Source organism: Tsukamurella ocularis, assembly GCF_965138335.1.
GTDB classification, from domain to species: Bacteria; Actinomycetota; Actinomycetes; order Mycobacteriales; family Mycobacteriaceae; genus Tsukamurella; species Tsukamurella ocularis_A.
Genome location: NZ_CBCSDV010000006.1, coordinates 39,335 through 60,436 on the forward strand (window position 1 = coordinate 39,335; position 21,102 = coordinate 60,436).

Below are 21,102 nucleotides of genomic sequence, written 5' to 3' on the forward strand. Positions count from 1 at the left end.
GGGCGAGCACAATCACACACGTCAGTTCGATCGCGGTAGCGCGCGGCAGGCACCACCATGTCGGTGCCTGCGGTAACGAATTCGATGGGCCTCCGCGATAGTCCCGGTGTCAGAGACGACGCACCTTCGACACCGAGGAGCACTGATCGTATGACCGCACGCACCACCCGCATCGCCGTGGCCGCCGGCGCCTGCGCCGCACTCGCACTGGGCGCGCTGCCCGCCACCGCGAACGCCGACACCGCCGTCCGGTTCGACGGCTGGGTCACCACCCCCGGTTTCGCCGACCCGATGCCCTTCCCCACCGTCCACTACACGGGCACCGTCGACGCGAAGGGCTGGATCACCGTGCGCCCCGACTGCATCAAGGGCGCCCTCGGCGGCCCGACCGCGCCGTGCGTCGACAACCCCGCGCTCCGCGCGACCATCGCCACCCGCACGCTGAGCTGGTGGAACGACGGCAAGCGCTACGGCGGCGAGGTCAAGGCGCGACCCGACGGCTCCTTCACCACGCTGATCGGCGAGAAGAAGGTGACGTTCACGGTCGGCGGGCCGGGCACCGTCGGCAAGGCGGTCGGGCACTACTCCGCCTGACGGTGCCGTGCGATCAGCCGTGGGCGCGCTGGTGGCGCGGCTGGTACAGCCCGATCGCGCCGCCGCCCGGGAGCGTCAGCGACGTGAGCAGGCCCCAGCCCTGATCGGTGATGGGCGCGGCCTCGACGCCCTTCGCCCGCAGCGCCGCCACCTCGGCCTCGACGTCGTCGCACATCAGGTACAGCTCCTGCTTCGGCGGACCGTCGGTGGGATGGACCGCGACCTCGGACGCGGGCAGCGGCAGGATCAGCCAGCCCTGCCCCGCGTCGACCCCCTCGACGCCGAGGACGTCGCGCAGGAAGGCGCGGTCGGCCTCCGCATCGGCGGAGTAGTGGATGATGTGCGCCCCGTTGACCATCCGGCCACGGTAGCGCCTCGCTACTCCTCGAGCACCCGGAAGACGTAGGTCGTCCTGCCGAGGGTGAGCTCGTCACCGTCGGACAGGGGGTGTTGGCCGGCGACGCGACGCTCCCCGACGTAGGTGCCGTTGGAGGACTGGAGGTCGCGGACGGCGAAGCCGCTGACGGAGCCGGTGATGACGGCGTGCTCGCGGGAGACCTTGGTGTCGTCGATGCTGATGTCGTTGTCGGGGAGGCGGCCGAGCCGGACCTCGCCGTGCACCGGGTACTCGGTGCCGTCCTCGGCGGTGAGCGTGCCGCGGGGACCGGCGCCCTCGATGGTGACGTCGGTCTCGGTCTTCTCGAAGGCGCGCCCGTCGCCCGGCTGCGCGGCCGGTCGCGCGACGGTGAAGGCCAGCTGCTCCTGCCGCAGCACCTTGCGCTCCAGCTCGACGAGGGCGGGCGTCGGATCGGCACCGAGCTCGTCGGCGAGGGTGCGGCGCAGCTCGCGGGCGGCCTCGAGCGCGTCGGCCTGGCGGCCGGTGACGTAGAGCGCGGTGATGAGCTGCCCCCACAGCGGTTCCTGCAGCGGGTGCTCGGAGACGAGGCGGCGCAGCTCGCCGATGACCGACGCGGCGCGGCCGGCGGCGATCTCGGCGTCGTACATCGCGGACTGCACCGCGGCGCGCTCCTCCGCCATGCCGATGGCGAAGTTGTCGGCGAACTGCAGGCCCCGCAGGTCGGCGACCGCGTCGCCGCGGAACTCCGAGAGCGCCGAGGCGAAGGCCAGTGAGGCCTGGTCGTAGCGACCGGCGGCGGCGAGCTCGGCGCCGCGCCGGCGGGCGGAGTCGAACCGGCCGATGTCGGACTGCTCCGGCTCGAGGTCGAGGCGGTAGGTGGAACCGGAGGTGACGAGCAGGCCGTCGAGGCCCGAACCGGCGCCCGGGCCGCGCAGCGCCTTCCGCAGGCCGCTGACGAAGACCTGCAGGCTCGCGCGCGCGGAGGCCGGCGGGTTGCCGTCCCACACCTGCTCGCTCAGCGAGTCGACCGTGACCGCACGGCCGCGGTTCATGACCAGCAGCGCGAGCACGGATCGCGGCTTGACGCCCGAGACCTCGTTGGGTGCGCCGTCCACGGAGAGCGAGACCTGGCCCAACACGCGGATATCCAAAGACGCCATGCGCAAATAGTAGTCACGGCGCATCAGTCGGTCCGCGAGACACCGGTGGAACGTCATAAATCGGACATCGCCGGAAGATTCTGAGAGCGCCCTGAATGAACATTGGGTGAACGCTCGCCGGACGGGCGAGAACCCGCAGGTCAGAAGGATGTCGGACCCGTCTCACCTGTTTGGTGGAACAGGCCCCCCGGCCTCAGAATTTTCATCATGAACAGCGAACTCATCATCCTGCTGTTGGTGATCGTGACGGCCCTCGCCTTCGACTTCACCAACGGCTTCCACGACACGGGCAACGCGATGGCCACGTCCATCGCGACCGGCGCCCTGAAGCCGAAGACGGCCGTGAGCCTCTCGGCGATCCTGAACCTGGTCGGCGCCTTCCTGTCCGTCGAGGTCGCGCTCACCGTCACCAACGCGGTGATCAAGATCCAGAACAAGGACGGCTCGCCGAAGCCCGAGCTCATCGCGAACGGCGGCCGCGCGCTGCTGATCATCGTGCTCGCCGGCCTCATCGGCGGCATCATCTGGAACCTGCTGACCTGGCTGCTGGGCCTGCCCAGCTCCAGCTCGCACGCGCTGTTCGGCGGCATGATCGGTGCCGCGATCGCGGCCCTCGGGGTCGCCGGTGTGGTCTGGAACGGCACCGCCAAGCTCGACGGTGTCATCGGCAAGGTCGTGCTCCCCGCGCTGTTCGCCCCGGTCGTCGCCGGCGTCGTCGCCGCGGTCGGCACGTACCTGGTGTTCAAGATCGTCGCGGGTGTCGCCGAGCGGTTCACCGAGGAGGGCTTCCGCTGGGGCCAGATCGGCACCGCCTCGCTCGTCTCGCTGGCGCACGGCACCAACGACGCGCAGAAGACGATGGGTGTCATCACCCTCGCGCTCATCGGCTACAGCCAGGGCAACCCCGATTCGAGCGGCAGCCTCCTGTTCTGGGACGACACGCACGGCGTCCCGCTGTGGGTGAAGTTCTCGGCCGCCGCCGCGATCGCGCTCGGCACCTTCCTCGGCGGCTGGCGCATCATCCGTACCCTGGGCAAGGGCCTCATCGAGATCAGCTCGCCGCAGGGCATGGCCGCCGAGGCGTCGTCGGCGACCATCATCCTGGTGTCGAGCCACCTCGGCTTCGCCCTGTCGACCACGCACGTGGCCACCGGCTCGATCCTCGGCTCGGGCGTCGGCAAGCCGGGCGCGCAGGTCCGCTGGAACGTCGCGCTGCGCATGGTCGCCGCCTGGGTGATCACGCTGCCCGCCGCCGCCCTCGTCGGCGCGGTGATGTACTTCGTGGCCGACGGGATCCCGACCCTGGCCGGCCCGGTCGTCGCCTTCGCCATCCTCTGCGCCCTCTCCGGCTACATGTACTGGCGCGCCCAGCAGCAGAAGGTCGACTCCAACAACGTCAACGCCGAGTGGGACGACGAGACCAACGCGGTCGCGCCCACCGAGGCCAAGGTCTAAGGGGACCAGCAGATGCATACGATCGAACTCGCCCTCAACGCCGTCTGGAAGGTCCTCCTGGTGGGCCTTATCCTCGGCGCAGGCCTGCCCGCCCTCTTCGCTGTGGGGGTCCGCGGCCTCGCGATCGGCAACGGCCACGAGCGGGAGGACGGCAGCGTCCACAAGCCCAATCCGATGGGCAACGCGCTCGCCGCGATCGCCTTCCTCATCGTCATCGTCGCGGTCGTGCTCGGCGTCTCGATGATCGTGGCCTCGGGCTTCAAGTACGAGCTCACGTTCGACAACATCTACCCGTGGTTCGAGAAGAAGAAGTAGGACGGGACGACATGACCACCGAGAACACCCAGGACGGCGTCCTCCAGCAGGTCCTCGACTGGCTCCGCGCCGGTTACCCCGAGGGCGTGCCGCCGAAGGACTACTTCCCGCTGCTCGCGCTGCTCACCAAGCAGCTGTCGGAGACCGAGGTCGACGCGGTGATCGGCCGCATCCTGGCCCAGCGCCCGGACGAGGTCCACAAGGACGAGATCGAGGCCGCGATCACCAAGGTGACCCAGGCCGAGCCCAGCGACGAGGATCTGCGCCACGTCGCGAGCAAGCTGGCCGCCGGCGGCTGGCCGCTCACCGGTTTCGCCAGCTGAAACACGTTCTCTTCGCTGTCGCGCTCCCGCGCCGCGAGCGGCCCCCTATTCTGGTGTCGGATAGGGGGCCGTTCCCGTATCGGTATCCGTATCGACAGCGCAACCGCGCCCACAGGGCGCGCCTCGCACCGGAGGTGGGGACTTCATGAGTTCGAGTTCGAATCCGGGCTTCCTGGCCAGGATCGTCGATTGGCTGCGCGCCGGCTATCCCGACGGGGTGCCGAGCACCGACTACCAGCCGCTCCTCGCGCTGCTCGACCGGCAGCTGACGAAGGAGGAGCTGCGCGAGGTCACGCGGGAGCTGATCGACGAGGTCCACCTCTCCCCCGAGGGAGTCGAGCCCATCACCCGCGTGGACGCGGGCGTCGCCATCAGCGGCCACACCCACGAGATGCCGCTCGAGAAGGACATCACCCGGGTGCGCGAGCGCCTCGAGCGCAAGGGGTGGCCCTTCGACGACACCCCGCTCAATCCCGACGGCTGCCCGCGATCACACGGCGAGTGAACCTCGAACCGCTGCCGATCGACACCGTCGAATCGGCTCTGCCGCAGCTCGCGGTGCTCCTGGACGGCTCGGCGCCCGCCTGGCTGCCCGTGCCCGCGCACGATCCCCGCGAGGCCGAGCGGCTCACCGGCGCGCTCGCCGCGGGCAGCCCGATCGACGAGCGGGTGGCCCTCGTGGTCGCCACCTCCGGCACGACGGGCACCCCCAAGGGCGCGATGCTCACCCGCGAGGCACTGGCCGCGAGCGCCGCGGGCACGCACGCGCGACTGGGCGGGACCGGGCAGTGGCTGTTGGCGATGCCACCGCACCACGTCGCGGGGGTGCAGGTGATGCTGCGCTCCCTGGCCGCGGGCCACGCGCCCGCGCAGCTCGACGTGCGCGCGGGCTTCGACCCCACCGCCCTCGCTTCGGCCCACGCGCGGATGACCGCGGACCGTCGCTACGTCTCCCTCGTCCCGACGCAGCTGGTCAAGGTGCTCGCCGACCCTGCCGCGACGGAGGCCCTCGCCCGGTTCGACGGCGTGCTCATCGGCGGCGCCGCCTGCCCCGCCCCCGTCCGCGAGGCGGCGCTCGCCGCCGGCGTCCGCATGGTCCGCACGTACGGGATGAGCGAGACGGCCGGGGGCTGCGTGTACGACGGTGCGCCGCTGCCGGGCGTCGAGATCCGCCTGGACGGCCCGGAATCGCGCGTCGTCCTGGGCGGCCCGACGGTGGCCCTCGGCTATCGGAACCTGCCCGATCATCCCGCCTTCGCCGAGCCCGGCCGGTTCCGCACCGACGACGCGGGGACGCTCACGGACGGCGTCCTCGCCGTCACGGGCCGGCTCGACGAGGCCATCTCCACGGGCGGCCTGACGGTGCTCCCCCAGGTCGTGGAGGCCGTCCTCGCCCGCGTGCCCGGCGTCGCCGAGGTCGCCGTCTTCCCGCAGCCCGATCCGCGGCTCGGCCAGCGGGTGGCCGCGGCGGTCGTGCCCGAGCCCGGGGCGGAGGTCACCGTCGAGCTGCTGCGGGCGGCCGTCGAGGCCGAGCTGGACCGGACCGCGGCGCCGCGGGCCGTGTACCTCGTGGACGAGCTGCCCCGACGGGGGCCCGGGAAGATCGACCGGCGCGCGCTCGTCGACCGATTTTAGAAATACTGGGAGAATTTCAAAACTCTCGGTATATGGTCTGCGCATGATCCTTCGGCGCGCCCTCGGGCGACTGGCAGCGGTATCGGCGACCCTCGCGCTCGGCGCGGGCCTGGCGGCGGGCGCGGCCCAGGGCGCACCGTCGACGACGTGGATGTGCCGGCCTGGCACCGCGAACCCGTGCACCCTCCCCACCGACACCACCGATCTCGGCACCGGGAGGACCACGCCCGCGCGGAAGGTGACCGACGCCGAGAAGGCCGTCGACTGCTTCTACGTCTATCCGACGGTGACCAACCAGGTGGCGCTCAACGCCAACCCGGTCCGCATGCCGGAGGTGGACTCGATCGCCCGGTTCCAGGCGGCGCGGTTCGGGTCGATGTGCCGAGTCTTCGCGCCGGTCTACCCGCAGATCACGCTGACGGGCCTCGCGCCCACGATGCTGATGCACCTGAGGCCGGTCGTGGACACCGCGTACGACGCCGTGCGGACGGCCTGGCGCGAGTACCTGGCGCGCGACAACGGCGGCCGCGGCGTCGTGCTCATCGGCCACTCGCAGGGAACGATGATGCTGCGCAAGCTGATCCGCGAGGAGATCGACGGCGACACGTCGGTCCGGAACCGCCTCGTCGGCGCCTTCCTCATGGGCGGCAACGTGACCACGGCCGCGGGCCGCACCACCGGCGGCGACTTCGCGAACATCCCGCTGTGCACCCGCCGGGGCGAGTTCGGTTGCGTGGTCGCGTACTCCACCGACACCGCGGCGCCGGTCATCTCGATGTTCGGCAACACCGACCTGGACCTGCTCTCCCAGACGATGGAGCTCCCGGTGGGCGCGGGCAAGCACGTCGCCTGCACCGACCCCGGGCCCCTGTCCGGCGAGACCGGCCCCGTCGGCGTGACGGTGCCGAGCGCGCCCTACGCCTTCGGGATCATCTCGGTCCTCATGGACTACACGACCTTCCCCGAGGCCCTGCCCACGTCCCCGAGCACGTGGACGGTGAGCAAGGGCCGCGGCGTGGGCGGATGCTCGGACGTCAACCGGCACAGCATGTACCGGATCCACATGACGGTGCCGCAGCCGACCAACGAGCTGCCGCTGATGGGTACGCATCTGCTGGACGTGAACTTCGGACTCGACCGCCTGGTCTCGATCGCGGCTCAGCAGTCCGCGGCGTGGCGCGCCCGCTGACCGCGGGTTGACCGACGTCACAAATATTCACGGTTGAAGGAAACTCGGGTAAGGTTACCGCCGAGTAAGATCGCTCGGCAGTAGTCAGCCCGGATCGGAGAACCGTGAAGCAGAACATCGCAGCGCAGACCCCGCTGCTCAACCCCCGTGACGTCGACTTCCTCCTCTACGAGTGGCTGAACGCGGAGGAGCTGACCAAGCGCGAGGCCTTCGCGGACCACTCGAAGGAGACCTTCGACGCCGCGCTCGACCTGGCCGCCGACATCGCCGTGCAGAAGCTGTCGAACCACTACAAGGACGCGGACGCGAACGAGCCGACGATCCAGCCCGACGGCACCGCGAAGACCCTGCCCGCCACCAAGGCCGGGCTCGACGCCATCAACGAGGCGGGCTTCACCTTCGCCGAACTCCCGGCCGAGGAGGGCGGCATCGGCCTGCCCTCGCTGATCAGCAAGGCCGCGTTCGCGTGGATGCAGGCCGCGAACGTCTCGACCACCGTCTACTCGGGCCTCACCCTGGGCAACGGCAACGTGATCCGCTCCTTCGGCACCGACGAGCAGAAGCGCCGCTACCTGGAACCGATGATCGAGGGCCGGTTCACCGGCACCATGTGCCTCTCGGAGCCCGACGCCGGCTCCGCGCTCGCCGACATCAGCGCCAAGGCCGAGCCGCGCGAGGACGGCGCCTACGCCATCACCGGCACCAAGATGTGGATCACCGGCGGCGACCACGAGATGAGCGAGAACATCGTGCACCTGGTGCTCGCGAAGGTCCCGGGCGCGCCGGACGGCGTCAAGGGCATCTCGCTGTTCATCGTGCCGAAGTACCTGGTGAACGACGACGCGACCGTCGGCGAGCGCAACGCCGTGAACCTGGTGAGCCTGAACCACAAGATGGGCAACAAGGGCACGACGAACTGCCTGCTCTCGCTCGACGGTGCCACCGGCTACCTGGTGGGCACGGAGAACCGCGGCCTGGTCCAGATGTTCCAGATGATGAACGAGGCGCGCGTGGCCGTGGGTCTCGCGTCGTCGGCGATCGGCTACACGGGCTACCTGCAGTCATTGGAGTACGCCCGGACCCGCGTGCAGGGCCGGCCCGTGACCGCCCCGACGGGGCCGCAGGTGCCGATCATCGAGCACCCCGACGTGCGCCGGATGCTGCTCGCGCAGAAGAGCTACGTCGAGGGCGGGCTCGCGCTCGCGCTGTTCGGCGCGCGCCTGGTCGACGACGCCGACACCGCGCCGACGGAGGAGGAGCGGACCGCCGCCGGGCAGCTGCTCGACTTCCTCACCCCGATCATCAAGAGCTGGCCCAGCGAGTGGGCCACGAAGGCCAACGACTACGCCATTCAGATCCACGGCGGCTACGGCTACACGCGCGAGTTCAACGTCGAGCAGCTGTACCGGGACAACCGGCTCAACGCGATCCACGAGGGCGCCAAGGCGATCCACGGCCTGGACCTGCTGGGCCGCAAGGTGCCGCAGCACGGCGGCGCGTCGTTCGGCGCGCTGCTGGGGCGGATCGAGGCGACGGCCGCGCGGGCGGACGGCATCGCCGAGCTGGCGCCGCACGCCGCCGCGCTGCGGACGGCCGCGCAGCGCGCCGTCGAGGTGACGATGACGCTCGGCGGGACCGGCGATCCGGCGCTGTCGCTGGCGAACGCGACCTCCTACCTCGACGGCCTCGGGCACGTCGTGGTGGCGTGGCTGTGGCTCGACCAGGCGCTGGCGACCTACGGCGAGGACGGCACCGCTCGGTCCGAGGCCTTCTACCGGGGCAAGCGCGCCGCCACGCAGTACTTCTTCGTCTACGAGCTGCCGAAGGCGCACACGGAGTTCGACCTGCTGGCGAAGCTCGACCGCACCACGCTCGACCTGGACACCTCCGTCCTGTAGCGACTGCATAGGCTGGGTGCATGGCAACCGCAGCGCAGTGGCTCGAAGGGGCCCGCCCCCGCACGCTCCCGAACGCGATCGCCCCGGTGATCGCGGGCACGGGAGCGGCGGGCTTCCTCGGCGAGGCGGTCTGGTGGAAGGCGCTCCTGGCGCTCGTCGTCTCGCTGTCGCTGATCCTGGGCGTGAACTTCGCCAACGACTACTCCGACGGCATCCGCGGCACCGACGACGACCGCGTCGGGCCGCTGCGACTCGTCGGGTCGGGACTCGCCTCCCCCGCCGCCGTGAAGCGCGCGGCGTTCGCCTGCTTCGGTGTCGGCGGGCTGGCCGGCGTGGCGCTGTCGCTGACCTCGGCGCCGTGGCTGATCCTCGTGGGCCTGGCGTGCGTGGCCGGGGCGTGGTTCTACACCGGCGGGAAGCGGCCGTACGGGTACCTCGGCTTCGGCGAGATCGCCGTCTTCGTGTTCTTCGGCCTCGTCGCGGTGCTCGGCACCGAGTTCGTGCAGGCCGGGCGCGTGGACATGGCCGGCGCTCTCGCGGCGTGCGCGGTGGGCTCCTACAGCTCGGCGGTGCTCGTCGCCAACAACCTGCGTGACATCCCCACCGACCGCGAGTCCGGCAAGATCACCCTCGCCGTCCGGCTCGGGGACGCGCGGACGCGCACCCTGTTCTCCGTCCTCGTCGCCGTCCCGACGGTGCTCGGCCTGGCCCTCGCGGCCGTCGCCACCCCGTGGGCGCTGCTCTCCCTCGCGTCCGCGCCGCTCGCCGTGCGCGCCGCGCTGCCGGTGCTCCGCGGCGGCCAGGGCCCCGCCCTGATCCCCGCCCTCGCCCAGACCGGCCTCGCCATGCTCGTCTGGTCCATCGGCGCCGCGATCGGCCTGTTCCTGGGCGCGTGAGTCAGCCGCGTGCCGCGGCACCCACGACGGAGAGCAACTGCAGCTTCTCGTAACTCTCCGATCCGGGCTGCGCGGTGTACACGAGCAGCAGGTGCGACTGCTCCGGGTCCACGAGGTGCTGGCAGTCCAGCTCGAGCGTCCCCACCTCCGGGTGGATGAAGCGCTTCACCGCGTTCGGGCGGATCCCCACCGGATGCGCCTCCCACAGCGCCGCGAACTCCGCGCTGCGCTCGAGCAGCAGCTCCGCGTACTCCGCCGCGCGGGAGCCGGGCCCGCGGAGCGCCGCCACCCCGCGCAGGCCAGAGACGAACATCGATGACAGGAACGCGTGGTCGTCCGGATGGTGGATCGCTCGGCTCGCCGGATCGGTGAACCACCGGTATCCGACGCTGCGCTCGGGGCCGGTGTAGCCGGTGGTGTCGCCCGTCAGCGCCACCGAGAGCGGCGTCTGCCGCAGGGTCTCCCCCAGCTCGGTGACGATCTCCGCCGGGGTGTCGGACAGGCGATCCAGCACGCGGGCCAACCCCGGACCGATGTGATCGCCGGTCGCGCCCCGGGGCGGCGCGTGCTGCCCCGCCAACCGGAAGAGGTGGTCGCGCTCGTCGAGGCTCAGGTGCAGGCCCTGCGCGATGGCCGCGATCATCTGCGGCGACGGGTGCGGGCCGCGCTGCCGTTCGAGCCGGGTGTAGTAGTCGACCGACATGTGGCACAGCGCCGCGACCTCCTCCCGCCGCAGGCCCTGCGTCCGCCGCCGCTGCCCCCGCGGGAGCCCCACGTCCTCCGGCTGCAGGGCCTCCCGCCGCCGGCGGAGGAACTCCGCGAGCCCTTCCCGGTCGATCATCCGCACCTCCTGCCGACGACGGTACTGGGGCCGGACCGATCGCGACGCCCGCTGGGCGCTCTCATCCGGGGATCGGCGGTCCCTGGATGAGCTTCCGCGGCACTGCGAGGCTGGCAGCCATGAACCGAGCACCGATCGACCTCCCCCTTCCCGATCTCACCGGCAAGCGCGCCGTCGTGACCGGCGGCACCGACGGCATCGGCCTCGGCATCGCGCGCCGCCTCGCCGCGGCGGGCGCGGACGTCATCCTGCCTGCGCGGAACGCCGCGANNGNCGCNGCGGCGCCGGCGGCGACCGTCGCCACGCACCCCCTCGACCTGTCGTCCCTCGCGTCCGTGGCGGCGCTCGGCCGCACGCTGCTCGACGACGGCCGCCCCATCGACCTGCTCATCAACAACGCCGGCGTGATGACCCCGCCCACCCGGCAGACGACCGCCGACGGCTTCGAGCTCCAGTTCGGGACCAACCACCTCGGCCATGTCGCGCTGGTCGCGCACCTGTTGCCGCTGCTCCGCGCGGGGCGGGCCCGCGTGACCTCGCAGATCAGCATCGCCGCCAACGAGAGGTCCATCAACTGGGACGACCTGAACTGGGAGCGGTCCTACAACGGCTCCGGCGCCTACAGCCAGTCCAAGATCGCCTTCGGCCTGTTCGGCCTCGAACTGGACCGGGTGAGCCGGGAGCGGGGCTGGGGCATCACCAGCAACCTGTCCCACCCCGGCGTCGCCCCGACCAGCCTCCTGGCGGCGCGACCGGAGATCGGCCGCGACGGTGACACGCTGGGGGTGCGGGTCATCCGCCGGTTGTCGGCGCTGGGACTCGTGGTCGGCACCGCGGAGACCGCCGCCCTCCCCGCCCTGATGGCCGCGACGACACCGGACGGCGCGGGCGGGTTGTACGGGCCCAAGGGCTTCATGCACCTCGGGGGCCCGCCCGCCGAACAACCGCTCTACAGCAGGATCCGCAGCGAGGAGGAGGCCCGTCGCATGTGGCTGATCTCGGAGAGCATGACCGGGGTCGCCTTCCCGGACTGACCCCCGTCGACCACGGGCGGCGGACCGTCGGCCCTACTCCCGCCAGGACCCGTCGGCGAGGAAGCGCTCGACGGTGAGCGTGGGCGGGATGAGGTCGAAGCCGCTCGACGTCACCCAGGCCTCGTCGAAGTAGGTGTCGAGGTAGCGATCGCCGTCGTCGGCGAGGAGCGTGACGACGCTGCCGGACCGGCCGTCCCGCACCATCTCGGCGATCACGCCGAAGGCGCCCCACAGATTGGTACCGGTGGAGCCGCCCACGCGGCGGCCGAGCATCGACGAGGCGATGCGGGCCGCGGCGATCGAGCCGGCGTCGGGCACCCCGACCATGCGGTCGACGATGTCCGGGATGAACGACGGCTCCACCCGCGGGCGGCCGATGCCCTCGATGCGCGAGGACTGCCCCGTCTGCACCGTGCAGTCTCCGGCGACGTACCCGGGCAGGAAGCTCGAGTTCTCGGGATCCACCACGCACAGGCGAGTGGCGTGGCGGCGATAGCGGATGTAGCGGCCGATGGTCGCCGAGGTGCCGCCGGTGCCCGCCCCGACCACGATCCACGCCGGCTCCGGGTGCTCCTCCAGGGAGAGCTGCGAGAAGATCGACTCGGCGATGTTGTTGTTGCCGCGCCAGTCCGTCGCGCACTCGGCGTGGGTGAACTGGTCCATGTAGTGGCCGCCGCGCTCCTGCGCCAGGCGCGCGGCCTCGGTGTACACCTCGTCGGCGCGGTCCACGAAGTGACAGGTGCCGCCCTCGCGCTCGATCAGCGCCACCTTCGCGGGCGACGTCGAGCGCGTCATGACCGCGACGAAGGGCAGGCCCAGCAGCTTCGCGAAGTAGGCCTCGGACACCGCGGTGGAGCCCGACGAGGCCTCGATCACCGTCGTGCCCTCGCGCACCCACCCGTTGCACAGGGAGTACAGGAACAGGGACCGGGCCAGACGGTGCTTGAGGCTGCCCGTGATGTGCGTGGTCTCGTCCTTGAGGTACAGGTCGATCCCCGCGTCCCGCGCCCACTCCCCCAGCGGGAAGCGCAGGAGGTGCGTATCGGCGCTGCGGCGCGCGTCGGCCTCGATCAGGCGGACGGCGTTGTCGACCCAGGACCGGTCGGCCGACCGGTCGTGGACGATGGTCGTCACTCGTCCACGCCCTGCAGCCGTCGCCGGAAGTCGTCGCGCTTCGCCTTGCGCGCCTCGTCGATCACGGCGGCGCTCTCGTTCACCCGGGTGCGCCACTTCTTGCCGAGCACCATCGACAGCGGCAGCGACACCACGAGCGCGAACAGGAAGACGGGAACCGGCGGCACCTCGTCGAGGAAGAGGTGCCCGATCCCGTAGAGCACCGCGAAGACGGCGACGACGAGTCCCAGGCGGAACGCCGTATAGATAACAATGTCGCGTGCCAGCGCCCGCTTGGCCGCACTCGTATCGGTCATGCGGACGAGCCTACTCCCCGTCCGAAATACGACTTTACCAATTCTTGGCACTCGGATAGAGGTTCGAGTACTCGGGCAAATCGCTGCATACTGGGCATCATGACCACGGCACACTCGAACCTCGTCCAGCGCGCAGCGGACCCGCGGGCCGCTGCGCCCCGTCAGCCCGAGCGCCTCATGACCCCAGGCCAGGTGGCTGCTCTGTTCAACGTGAACCCCAAAACGGTCACCCGATGGGCCGGCGCGGGCCTCCTGGGCTCCGTCCGGACGCCCGGTGGGCACCGTCGCTTCCGCGCATCGGAAGTCTTTGCTTTGTTGAACCAAAACACCACGGCGTAGCCTCCCCGTGCGCGAAGGGCGCCGCTCCACCGAGATCCTCGGCGGGGCGGCGCCCTTTCCGTACGTGGGTACCCGGCGCGGACTCAGCCGGCGTAGGAGTGCAGGCTGCCCGTCGCGAAATAGTTGATGACGAACAGGTTGAACACGATCACGGCGAAGCCGAGCAGGTTCAGGTAGGGCGCGGCCTTCCGCCACACCGACGTGGCCCGCGCGTGGAGGTACGCGGCGTAGAGGACCCACGCGATGAACGAGGTGGTCTCCTTCGGGTCCCAGCCCCACGGCCGGCCCCACGCCGCCTCGGCCCAGACCGCGCCGCAGATCACGCCCGCACTGAACAGTGGGAAGGCGACGATCACGGTGCCGTAGGCCACGCGGTCGAGCACCTGCGTCGACGGGATGGCCTGCAGGATGCGGCCGCCGATACCGGAGGTGACGGTCACGGAACCGTCGGGCAGCTCGAACCGGCGGCGGATCAGGTACAGCAGGCTGGCGACGCCGGAGACCAGGAAGATGCCGGCACCGATCGACACGATCGAGACGTGGATCGCGAGCCAGTACGACTTCAGCGAGGGCACCACCGGGCCGGCGGTGGTGTACAGCACGCCCTCCGCGACGAACATGAAGATCAGGATCGGGACCAGCACGAAGCCGAGGATCGGACGGGCCTCGGCCTTGCGCAGCAGCACCAGCGAGGCCAGCACCGCGCCCGCGCACATGATGGACATGAACTCGTACATGTTGCCCCAGGGCATGCGGCCGGTGGCGATGCCGCGCAACAGGATCGAGGACACGTGCACGAGCAGGCCCGCCACCACGAGGGCGTAGCCCATGCGGCCGATCCGCTCGGACGTCGTGCGCCGCGGACCGTCGTCGACGACCCGACCCGGGGTGGAGTCGGTGGCGATCGGGCCGCCCCCGGCGGCGACGAGCTCGCGCTTGCGGTCGCGCGCGGCGGTGGCGTCCACCCGCGACGTCGCGAGCTCGATGACCATCAGGACCAGCGCGAGCGCGTAGATCCCGGTGGCGCTGGTGAACAGCACGTCGGCGAAGTTCGCCAGGTCGACGTTCGTCTCGGTTCCCATGCTCACGCCACTTTCTCACCGTTGGGGCCGACCAGGCGGTCGGCCAGTGCTTCGAAGTCCTCGGTCCATCCGGCCTGGTCGGTGCGGGCCAGTCCGGCGATCTCCATCACGGTACCGCCGCCCTCGCGCGGGGTCAGCCGCACGAACACCCGCCGGCGCCGCACGGTGAGCGAGACGATGAGCCCGCCCAGCATCCCGATCGCGAAGACCAGCGTCCAGTTCTGCGCCGGGTTGTGGCTCACCTGCAGGGCCGCGAAGTTCGTCACCCCGTCGAACCGCACCTGCGTGCCGTCCTCGATGGTCGTGGACTGCCCGACGGACAGGTTCACGCGGGCCTTCTTCGACAGCCGGCCGGAATCGATCTGGTCGCGGCTGAGCGAGAAGATGTTCTGCGGCTTACCGGTGTCGAGGCCGGTGTCGCCCTCGTAGATGTCCACCGCGACGGCCGGATCGTTCGGCGCGGGGAACCGCGAGGTCAGCAACGTCCCGTCGAGCTGCTTGGTGGGGGCGAGCAGCCCCTCGATCCCGATCTGCTTGGTGCGCCGCTCGTCCTCGGTGCGGTACAGCTCGGCGGGCGGGTCGAAGCGCAGGGCGCCCGAGGAGAGGAAGTTGATCTTGTCCTGCGGCGCGAACTGCATGGTCTGCTTCCGCACGGCGCCGTTCGGGTAGGTCACCGTGAACGTCCCGGCGTAGCCGTGGCCGAGCATGTAGATGCGCACGCCGTCCATCCGGAGCGGATTGTTGACCTCGATGTCGTACTTCTTCCACGTGCCGTCGCGCAGGCCCTCCCGGTCCTGGTACGACGCCATCGTCCGGAACATGTCGGGCTGGGCGTTCGGCAGGAAGGTGGCCTGCACCTCGTCGGCCTTGAGACAGAACGGGGCGAGCCCGGTTCCGTCGACGAGGTTGCCGGCGCGGAAGTTGTCGTAGTTCGACGAGGTGTTGCAGAAGCCGTCGTCGCCGGCGATCACGATGCGCGAGCCCTCGTAGGAGAACTGCTGGCCCACGCCGATCGCGATGAGGATGCCCACGAGCGAGATGTGGAAGACCAGGTTGCCGGCCTCCCGCAGGTACCCCTTCTCGGCGGAGACGGTGACGGTGCCCGCGGGCTCGTTCCCGCCGGCGGGACGGGAGATCTTGCGCCAGCCGCGCAGGCCGGCGAGCACCGTCCGCGCCGCGGCCTCGGGGTCCTCGTCGCTCTCGCGGGTGGTGTGCCGCGGCAGGCGCGACAAGTTGCGCGGGGTGGCGACGGGCGGGGTGCGCAGGGCGCGGAAGTGCTCGAAGCAGCGCGGCACGATGCAGCCGACGAGCGAGACGAACAGCAGCGCGTAGACCGACGTGAACCACACCGATTTGAAGACGCCGAAGAACTGCAGCTTGTCCATGACCTCGCCGAGCGTGCCGTGGTCGTCGATCCACTTCGCGGTGGCGGCGGAGTCGACGTCGCGCTGCGGCAGCAGCGCGCCGGGCATGGCCGCGACGGCGAGCAGGAACAGCAGCACGAGCGCGGTCTTCATCGACGTGAGCGAACGCCACGTGTTGCGGACCGCGGCGAGGGCGCGGCGGAGCGGGGACTGCTTGACGGGGGTACTCATCAGATCGGCATCACTGTGTTGGAGACGAAGAGGCGGCGCACCAGGTCGATGAACTCGGCCCAGTAGCCGGTGACCAGCGCGACGCCGACGGCGATCATCAGCACGCCGCCGAAGACCTGGATGCGGCGCGAGTTGCGGCGCAGCCACCCGACGGCGCGGACGGCCACCGTCGACCCGAGGGCCAGGACGATGAAGGGCAGGCCCAGCCCCGCGCAGTAGGCGACGATGAGGATCGCGCCGCGGGCGGGCTCGGCGTCGGTGCCGACCACGATGGACAGGATCCCGGCCAGCGTGGGGCCGATGCACGGGGTCCAGCCGAGCGCGAAGACACCGCCGAGCAGCGGCGCGCCGGCGAGAGTGGTCCACTGCCGCGGCGCGAACCGGACGTCGCGCTCGAGCATGGGGACCAGGCCGATGAAGGCGAGCCCCATCACGATGGTGACGACGCCGCCGATCCGCATGAGGGTGTCGGCGTTGAGCCGGATCGACGTGGCGAGCCCGAAGACCGACATCGTCATCAGCAGGAAGACGGCCGTGAAGCCGGCGACGAAGAGGATCGCGGCGCCCATGACGCGCCAGCGTCCGGCCCGCACACCCGCCTTGGCCTCGTCGACGGTGGCCGCCGGCGCCTCGGCCCCGACGAGCCCGGCCAGGTACGACAGGTAGCCCGGCACGAGCGGGACGATGCACGGCGAGGCGAACGAGACGAGACCCGCGAGCAGGCACGCGCCGAGCGCGAGCAGCAGCGGGCCCGAGACGGCCGCGGTGGCGAAGGCCTCTCCCATCAGCCCTCCCCCAGGACCTTCTCGATCGTGGCGGTGAGTTCCTTCTCGCCGACGGTCGTGAGGTAGGAGGCGGCCACCCGGTGCTGCCGGTCGAGCACGAAGGTCATCGGCACGACGGTGGTCGGGTACTCCTCGCCGATCGCGAGCAGGGTCTTGCCGGGCGGGTCGTAGATCGACGGGTAGGTCAGGCCCTGCGCGCCGATGAAGTCGCGGGCGGCGTCGTCGCCGGCGGTCTCGCGGACGTTGATGCCGAGGAACTGCACGCCCCGGTCCTTCGTGGCGACGAAGGTGCGCTCGAGCTCGGGCGATTCGATGCGGCACGGGGCGCACCAGCTGCCCCAGACGTTGATGACGACGACCTTGCCGGCGTAGTCGGAGAGCTTCAGCGTGGTGTTCGGGTCGGTCACGCTGCGCCCGGACAGGTTCTCGACGGTGCTGCGCTGCCCGGGCTCGTAGAACTGCCGGACCTTGCCGCCGGGGGCGATCACGCCGCCCTTGCCGGCCTGGTCGGAGAGCTGGACGCAGCCGGAGGCGCCGAACGCGACCGCACCCGCGACGAGCAGCGCGGCGACGCGGCGGGCCGGCCTCACGCGCCGCGCACCAGCGGGTCGGTGGCGCCCGCCGGCTCGGAGTACACGATGTCCACGAGCTCGTCGCCGTCGTAGACGAGGCTGGTGAGCGAGGCGAGGGAGCACTGCCGGTTGCGCGGATCGTGCCAGAGGCGCTTGCCCTCGAGGTGGCGGCGCAGGGTCACGACGGGCAGCTGATGGCTCACCAGTACGGCCTCGTGGCCGCGGGCCCGCTCGCGGGCGATGTCGACGACGCCGACCATGCGGTGCGCGATCTGCAGGTAGGGCTCGCCCCACGACGGGGTGAAGGGATCGCGCAGCTTGGCCCAGTGCTTGGGCTGGCGCAGGGCGCCGTCGCCGACGGCCACCTTGAGGCCCTCGAACCGATTGCCCGCCTCGATGAGCTCCTCGTCGGTGATGATCGGCAGCCCGTGCGAGGCGGCGATGGGGGTCGCGGTCTCCTGGGCGCGCTGCAGCGGCGAGGCGAAGACGGCGGTCACATCGTGGTCGGCGAGCGCGTCGGCCACCGTCTGCGCCTGGGCCCGGCCCTTCTCGGACAGGCGGAACCCGGGCAGGCGGCCGTAGAGGATGCCGTCGGGGTTGTGCACCTCGCCGTGCCGCATGACGTGCACGATCGTCGTCTCGGGGTGAGCGGTCATCGGGGCCTTCTATTCTGTCGCCGCGGCGGCCGCGCGGGCGGCGGCGGGCAGTGCCGCCTCGATGGATGCGAAATCGTCGTCGCTGAGCGCGGCGGAGACGAACCAGGCCTCGAAGGCGCTGGGCGGCGGGTAGACCCCCTGCTCGAGCAGGGCGTGGAAGAACGGCGCGAAGCGGAAGGTCTCGGCGGCCTTGGCCTGCGCGTAGTCGGTGACGGGTCCGTCGGTGAAGAAGACGGAGACCAGGTTGCCCGCGTACTGGACGTGGTGCCGCACGCCCTCCGCGGTGAGCGCGTCGCCGATGAGCCCGCCGAGGCGGATCGAGTTGGCGTTGAGCTTGGCGTACACCTCGTCGGTCGCGTGCTGCAGCGTCGCGAGGCCCGCCGCCACGGCGACGGGGTTCCCCGACAGCGTGCCGGCCTGGTAGACGGGGCCGAGCGGGGCGAGATGCCCCATGACCTCAGCCGATCCGCCGAACGCCGCGGCCGGGAGCCCGCCCGACATGACCTTGCCGAAGGTGAACAGGTCGGCGTCCACGGGGTCGAGGCCGTACCAGCCGGCCTTGCTCACGCGGAAGCCCGTCATGACCTCGTCGAGGATGAGGAGGGCACCGTCGGCCCGGGTGATCTCGCGCAGGCCCTCGTTGAAGCCCGGGACCGGCGGGACGGCGCCCATGTTCCCGGCGGCGGCCTCGGTGATGACGGCGGCGATCTGCCCGGGGTACTGCGCGAAGGCCGCGCGCACCGCGGCCAGGTCGTTGTAGGGCAGGACGACGGTGTCGGCCGCCTGCGCGCCCGTCACGCCGGGGCTCGTGGGCAGGCCCAGGGTGGCGACGCCGGAGCCGGCGTCCGCGAGCAGCGCGTCGACGTGGCCGTGGTAGCAGCCGGCGAACTTCATGATCTTCGCGCGGCCGGTCACGCCGCGGGCCAGGCGCACCGCGCTCATCGTGGCCTCGGTGCCGGAGTTGACCAGGCGCACCCGCTCGACGGGCGCGACGCGGGCGATGATCTCCTCGGCGAGCGCGACCTCCGCCTCGGTGGGGGCGCCGAAGCTCAGGCCCGTCGTGGCGGCGCGCTGCACGGCGTCGACGACGGCGGGGTGGGCGTGCCCCAGGATCATCGGGCCCCAGCTGGAGACCAGGTCCACGTAGGTGTTGCCGTCGGCGTCGGTGAGCTGCGAGCCCGTGGCGCTGACGATGAACCGCGGGGTGCCGCCGACCGCGGAGAAGGCGCGGACCGGGGAGTTCACCCCACCGGGGATGGAGCGGGCGGCGCGATCGAAGAGTGCGGCGCTGGCCTGGGTCTGGGGAGAACTCACGGCCTCCAGTGTCCCAGGCCGGTGCAAATCGTCAACTACAGGGTGTAGGAGACGCCGGGATCCGGCATCGACGACCGGGCGAGCGCCGCGGCACTCGCCGCACGGGCGAATCCCTGACCCGCGTCGCAGCGCGGCACCCACCCCTTATAGTGGAACAGGTTCCACTAACCGGAGCCGGACATCACCACTGACTTCTCCCCGGGGGCGCGCACATGGAACGACTCAGCGGGCTGGACGCCTCCTTCCTGTACCTGGAGTCGCGCTCCCAGCTGATGCACGTGAGCGGGCTCCTCGAGCTGGACCCCGGCACCGTCGAGGGCGGCTACCGGTTCGAGGACCTGCGCAGCGAGCTCGCGCGGCGGATCACCGCGATGCCCGCGTTCCGGCGCAAGCTGCACGACTCCGTGGCCAATCTGGACCACCCGGTGTGGGTGGAGGACGAGTCCTTCGACATCGAGGCGCACGTGCACCGCATCGCGGTCCCCGCGCCCGGCGGCGAGCAGGAGCTGGCCGAGCTGTGCGCGCACATCGCCGGCCAGGCCCTGGACCGCAGCAAGCCGTTGTGGGAGATGTGGGTGATCGAGGGCCTGGCCGACGGTCGGATCGCGATCATGATGCGCATGCACCACGCGGGCGTCGACGGGGTGACCGGCGCCGGCCTCATGGCCCAGCTGTGCTCGCTGACCCCCGAGCCGCCCGCGCTCGACCCCGCGATGGTGGACAAGTCGACCGGCGGCGCGCCCCTGCTCGCACTCGCCGCCGACGGCGCGAAGAACGTCCTGCTCCGGCCGCTGTCGCTGGTCTCGCTGCTGCCGCGCACCGTGCCGGTGCCCGTCCGCTGGTGGACCCGCTCGCGCCGGGGCGCCGCCATGCCGGCCCCGTTCAGCGCGCCCCGCACCTCGCTCAACAGCTCGATCACCGGCCACCGCGCCATCGCCTTCGCCTCGGTGCCCCTGGCCGACGTCAAGAAGATCAAGGACCACTTCGGCGTCAAGGTCAACGACGTGGTGCTGGCGGCCTGCTCGGGCGCGATGCGCGAGTTCCTGCACGACCGCGGCGAGCTCCCCGAGCAGCCGCTGGTGGCGATGATCCCCGTCTCCGTGCACGAGGCCGAGATCGGCGCGACGCTCACCGAGGGCACCAACAAGGTCACGGGCATGTTCACCCGGATGACGACCGACGTCGAGGGCCCCGTCGCGCGGCTGGAGGCGATCCGCGAGCGGGTCGCGACGAGCAAGGAGCACCACGGCGAGCTGGACGACAACCTGCTCCGCTCCTGGGCGCAGTTCGCGCCGGCGTCGATCATGCAGCTGGGCGCGAAGATCTACGGCGACAACAACCTGCCCGAGCTGCACCCCGTGATCTACAACCTGGTGATCTCCAACGTGCCCGGCCCCGACATCCCGCTGTACTTCCTGGGCGCGCGGATCCACTCGATGTATCCGCTGGGTCCGGTGTTCCACGGCGCGGGGCTCAACGTGACGGTCTTCTCCCAGGAGGGCACACTGAACATCGGTGTGATCGCCTGCAAGAAGCAGGTGCCCGACCCGTGGCCGATCGTCCGCGCCTTCGAGCGCGACATGGCCGCGCTGGTCGCGGCCGTCGACGCGGCGGGCACCGAGGAAGGCTGA

At 71.2% G+C, this 21,102-nt stretch carries 23 protein-coding genes and 1 pseudogene; 13 read left to right on the forward strand and 11 right to left on the reverse strand.

Features of this window, described 5'->3' with window-relative positions; translation table 11 throughout:
- Positions 1 to 150 precede the first annotated feature (150 nt).
- A complete protein-coding gene (locus ACNAYW_RS07780; RefSeq protein WP_415849135.1) occupies positions 151 to 594 on the forward strand; it encodes a hypothetical protein in 444 nt (147 codons plus the stop codon).
- A 13-nt stretch (positions 595 to 607) separates the two neighbouring features.
- Here the strand turns inward: ACNAYW_RS07780 and ACNAYW_RS07785 are convergent, their stop codons facing one another.
- Together ACNAYW_RS07785 and ACNAYW_RS07790 are read right to left on the reverse strand one after the other, a co-directional pair.
- The gene (locus ACNAYW_RS07785) at positions 608 to 952 is read right to left on the reverse strand and encodes a VOC family protein (RefSeq protein WP_415849136.1); all 345 of its coding nucleotides are present in this window, start codon (positions 950 to 952) and stop codon (positions 608 to 610) included.
- A 20-nt stretch (positions 953 to 972) separates the two neighbouring features.
- On the reverse strand, positions 973 to 2,112 hold the full coding sequence (locus ACNAYW_RS07790; protein ID WP_415849137.1) for a BTAD domain-containing putative transcriptional regulator: 1,140 nt from the start codon (positions 2,110 to 2,112) through the stop codon (positions 973 to 975).
- A 207-nt stretch (positions 2,113 to 2,319) separates the two neighbouring features.
- Here ACNAYW_RS07790 and ACNAYW_RS07795 point away from each other — a divergent pair, with 207 nt between their 5' ends.
- The 8 genes from ACNAYW_RS07795 (at position 2,320) to ACNAYW_RS07830 (ending at position 9,823) form a co-directional block, all read left to right on the forward strand.
- The gene (locus ACNAYW_RS07795) at positions 2,320 to 3,567 is read left to right on the forward strand and encodes an inorganic phosphate transporter (RefSeq protein ID WP_415849138.1); all 1,248 of its coding nucleotides are present in this window, start codon (positions 2,320 to 2,322) and stop codon (positions 3,565 to 3,567) included.
- Positions 3,568 to 3,579: 12 nt separating this feature from the next.
- On the forward strand, positions 3,580 to 3,882 hold the full coding sequence (locus tag ACNAYW_RS07800; protein ID WP_415849139.1) for a hypothetical protein: 303 nt from the start codon (positions 3,580 to 3,582) through the stop codon (positions 3,880 to 3,882).
- Between the two features lie 11 nt (positions 3,883 to 3,893).
- Entirely contained in the window at positions 3,894 to 4,205 is a 312-nt protein-coding gene (locus ACNAYW_RS07805; protein ID WP_415849140.1) for a DUF3349 domain-containing protein, read from the forward strand.
- A 145-nt stretch (positions 4,206 to 4,350) separates the two neighbouring features.
- Positions 4,351 to 4,710 (forward strand): DUF3349 domain-containing protein, encoded by a 360-nt coding sequence (locus ACNAYW_RS07810; RefSeq protein WP_415849141.1) that lies wholly within the window; start codon positions 4,351 to 4,353, stop codon positions 4,708 to 4,710.
- Complete coding sequence (menE, locus tag ACNAYW_RS07815; RefSeq protein ID WP_415849142.1) at positions 4,707 to 5,840, forward strand: o-succinylbenzoate--CoA ligase; 1,134 nt, start codon at positions 4,707 to 4,709, stop codon at positions 5,838 to 5,840. Before ACNAYW_RS07810 ends, menE begins: the two co-directional genes overlap by 4 nt.
- A 43-nt stretch (positions 5,841 to 5,883) precedes the next feature.
- Positions 5,884 to 7,029, forward strand: coding sequence for a DUF3089 domain-containing protein (locus tag ACNAYW_RS07820; RefSeq protein WP_415849143.1), 1,146 nt, complete (start codon positions 5,884 to 5,886; stop codon positions 7,027 to 7,029).
- 104 nt (positions 7,030 to 7,133) lie between these two features.
- Positions 7,134 to 8,927 (forward strand): acyl-CoA dehydrogenase, encoded by a 1,794-nt coding sequence (locus ACNAYW_RS07825; protein WP_415849144.1) that lies wholly within the window; start codon positions 7,134 to 7,136, stop codon positions 8,925 to 8,927.
- A 20-nt stretch (positions 8,928 to 8,947) separates the two neighbouring features.
- Entirely contained in the window at positions 8,948 to 9,823 is an 876-nt protein-coding gene (locus ACNAYW_RS07830) for a 1,4-dihydroxy-2-naphthoate polyprenyltransferase (protein ID WP_415849145.1), read from the forward strand.
- 1 nt (position 9,824) lies between these two features.
- Here the strand turns inward: ACNAYW_RS07830 and ACNAYW_RS07835 are convergent, their stop codons facing one another.
- Complete coding sequence (locus ACNAYW_RS07835) at positions 9,825 to 10,664, reverse strand: helix-turn-helix transcriptional regulator (protein ID WP_068523889.1); 840 nt, start codon at positions 10,662 to 10,664, stop codon at positions 9,825 to 9,827.
- A 119-nt stretch (positions 10,665 to 10,783) separates the two neighbouring features.
- Here ACNAYW_RS07835 and ACNAYW_RS07840 point away from each other — a divergent pair.
- Positions 10,784 to 10,934, forward strand: a 151-nt coding sequence (locus ACNAYW_RS07840; protein WP_415849272.1) for an SDR family NAD(P)-dependent oxidoreductase, incomplete at its 3' end; no start/stop codon positions are given.
- 8 nt (positions 10,935 to 10,942) lie between these two features.
- A pseudogene (locus ACNAYW_RS07845) lies at positions 10,943 to 11,698 on the forward strand (SDR family oxidoreductase); the annotation flags it as partial.
- Between the two features lie 33 nt (positions 11,699 to 11,731).
- Here the strand turns inward: ACNAYW_RS07845 and cds1 are convergent.
- Together cds1 and ACNAYW_RS07855 are read right to left on the reverse strand one after the other, a co-directional pair.
- A complete protein-coding gene (gene cds1, locus ACNAYW_RS07850; RefSeq protein WP_415849146.1) occupies positions 11,732 to 12,832 on the reverse strand; it encodes an L-cysteine desulfhydrase Cds1 in 1,101 nt (366 codons plus the stop codon).
- A complete protein-coding gene (locus ACNAYW_RS07855) occupies positions 12,829 to 13,128 on the reverse strand; it encodes a DUF4229 domain-containing protein (RefSeq protein WP_415849147.1) in 300 nt (99 codons plus the stop codon). Before ACNAYW_RS07855 ends, cds1 begins: the two co-directional genes overlap by 4 nt.
- A gap of 99 nt (positions 13,129 to 13,227) precedes the next feature.
- Here ACNAYW_RS07855 and ACNAYW_RS07860 point away from each other — a divergent pair, with 99 nt between their 5' ends.
- Entirely contained in the window at positions 13,228 to 13,467 is a 240-nt protein-coding gene (locus ACNAYW_RS07860; protein ID WP_415849148.1) for a BldC family transcriptional regulator, read from the forward strand.
- A gap of 83 nt (positions 13,468 to 13,550) precedes the next feature.
- Here the strand turns inward: ACNAYW_RS07860 and ccsB are convergent, their stop codons facing one another.
- Genes ccsB through hemL form a run of 6 tightly spaced genes read right to left on the reverse strand, consistent with a single transcriptional unit; the run spans position 13,551 to position 19,471 of the window.
- Positions 13,551 to 14,549: a c-type cytochrome biogenesis protein CcsB gene (gene ccsB, locus ACNAYW_RS07865; RefSeq protein WP_415849149.1), complete on the reverse strand. Its 999-nt coding sequence runs from the start codon at positions 14,547 to 14,549 to the stop codon at positions 13,551 to 13,553.
- 2 nt (positions 14,550 to 14,551) lie between these two features.
- Complete coding sequence (gene resB, locus ACNAYW_RS07870) at positions 14,552 to 16,144, reverse strand: cytochrome c biogenesis protein ResB (RefSeq protein ID WP_415849150.1); 1,593 nt, start codon at positions 16,142 to 16,144, stop codon at positions 14,552 to 14,554.
- Positions 16,144 to 16,929 (reverse strand): cytochrome c biogenesis CcdA family protein, encoded by a 786-nt coding sequence (locus ACNAYW_RS07875; protein ID WP_415849151.1) that lies wholly within the window; start codon positions 16,927 to 16,929, stop codon positions 16,144 to 16,146. The genes resB and ACNAYW_RS07875 overlap by 1 nt, the downstream gene beginning before the upstream one ends.
- The gene (locus ACNAYW_RS07880; RefSeq protein ID WP_415849152.1) at positions 16,929 to 17,519 is read right to left on the reverse strand and encodes a TlpA family protein disulfide reductase; all 591 of its coding nucleotides are present in this window, start codon (positions 17,517 to 17,519) and stop codon (positions 16,929 to 16,931) included. Before ACNAYW_RS07880 ends, ACNAYW_RS07875 begins: the two co-directional genes overlap by 1 nt.
- Positions 17,516 to 18,157 (reverse strand): histidine phosphatase family protein, encoded by a 642-nt coding sequence (locus tag ACNAYW_RS07885; RefSeq protein WP_068564331.1) that lies wholly within the window; start codon positions 18,155 to 18,157, stop codon positions 17,516 to 17,518. The genes ACNAYW_RS07880 and ACNAYW_RS07885 overlap by 4 nt, the downstream gene beginning before the upstream one ends.
- A 9-nt stretch (positions 18,158 to 18,166) precedes the next feature.
- Entirely contained in the window at positions 18,167 to 19,471 is a 1,305-nt protein-coding gene (gene hemL, locus ACNAYW_RS07890; protein ID WP_415849153.1) for a glutamate-1-semialdehyde 2,1-aminomutase, read from the reverse strand.
- A gap of 212 nt (positions 19,472 to 19,683) precedes the next feature.
- On the opposite strand from hemL, the gene ACNAYW_RS07895 reads away from it, so the two are divergent.
- Entirely contained in the window at positions 19,684 to 21,102 is a 1,419-nt protein-coding gene (locus ACNAYW_RS07895; RefSeq protein WP_415849154.1) for a WS/DGAT/MGAT family O-acyltransferase, read from the forward strand.

What these genes read in the sequence shown, in the direction of transcription:
- ACNAYW_RS07800 (WP_415849139.1), top strand. Translation starts at nt 3,580, where the DNA reads ATGCATACGATCGAACTCGCCCTCAACGCCGTCTGGAAGGTCCTCCTG.
- ACNAYW_RS07810 (WP_415849141.1), top strand. Translation starts at nt 4,351, where the DNA reads ATGAGTTCGAGTTCGAATCCGGGCTTCCTGGCCAGGATCGTCGATTGG.
- ACNAYW_RS07790 (WP_415849137.1), bottom strand. Translation starts at nt 2,112, where the DNA reads ATGGCGTCTTTGGATATCCGCGTGTTGGGCCAGGTCTCGCTCTCCGTG.
- ACNAYW_RS07820 (WP_415849143.1), top strand. Translation starts at nt 5,884, where the DNA reads ATGATCCTTCGGCGCGCCCTCGGGCGACTGGCAGCGGTATCGGCGACC.
- ACNAYW_RS07860 (WP_415849148.1), top strand. Translation starts at nt 13,228, where the DNA reads ATGACCACGGCACACTCGAACCTCGTCCAGCGCGCAGCGGACCCGCGG.
- ACNAYW_RS07780 (WP_415849135.1), top strand. Translation starts at nt 151, where the DNA reads ATGACCGCACGCACCACCCGCATCGCCGTGGCCGCCGGCGCCTGCGCC.
- ACNAYW_RS07785 (WP_415849136.1), bottom strand. Translation starts at nt 952, where the DNA reads ATGGTCAACGGGGCGCACATCATCCACTACTCCGCCGATGCGGAGGCC.
- ACNAYW_RS07875 (WP_415849151.1), bottom strand. Translation starts at nt 16,929, where the DNA reads ATGGGAGAGGCCTTCGCCACCGCGGCCGTCTCGGGCCCGCTGCTGCTC.
- ACNAYW_RS07805 (WP_415849140.1), top strand. Translation starts at nt 3,894, where the DNA reads ATGACCACCGAGAACACCCAGGACGGCGTCCTCCAGCAGGTCCTCGAC.
- ACNAYW_RS07835 (WP_068523889.1), bottom strand. Translation starts at nt 10,664, where the DNA reads ATGATCGACCGGGAAGGGCTCGCGGAGTTCCTCCGCCGGCGGCGGGAG.
- resB (WP_415849150.1), bottom strand. Translation starts at nt 16,144, where the DNA reads ATGAGTACCCCCGTCAAGCAGTCCCCGCTCCGCCGCGCCCTCGCCGCG.
- ACNAYW_RS07885 (WP_068564331.1), bottom strand. Translation starts at nt 18,157, where the DNA reads ATGACCGCTCACCCCGAGACGACGATCGTGCACGTCATGCGGCACGGC.
- ACNAYW_RS07895 (WP_415849154.1), top strand. Translation starts at nt 19,684, where the DNA reads ATGGAACGACTCAGCGGGCTGGACGCCTCCTTCCTGTACCTGGAGTCG.
- ccsB (WP_415849149.1), bottom strand. Translation starts at nt 14,549, where the DNA reads ATGGGAACCGAGACGAACGTCGACCTGGCGAACTTCGCCGACGTGCTG.
- ACNAYW_RS07795 (WP_415849138.1), top strand. Translation starts at nt 2,320, where the DNA reads ATGAACAGCGAACTCATCATCCTGCTGTTGGTGATCGTGACGGCCCTC.
- ACNAYW_RS07855 (WP_415849147.1), bottom strand. Translation starts at nt 13,128, where the DNA reads ATGACCGATACGAGTGCGGCCAAGCGGGCGCTGGCACGCGACATTGTT.
- ACNAYW_RS07830 (WP_415849145.1), top strand. Translation starts at nt 8,948, where the DNA reads ATGGCAACCGCAGCGCAGTGGCTCGAAGGGGCCCGCCCCCGCACGCTC.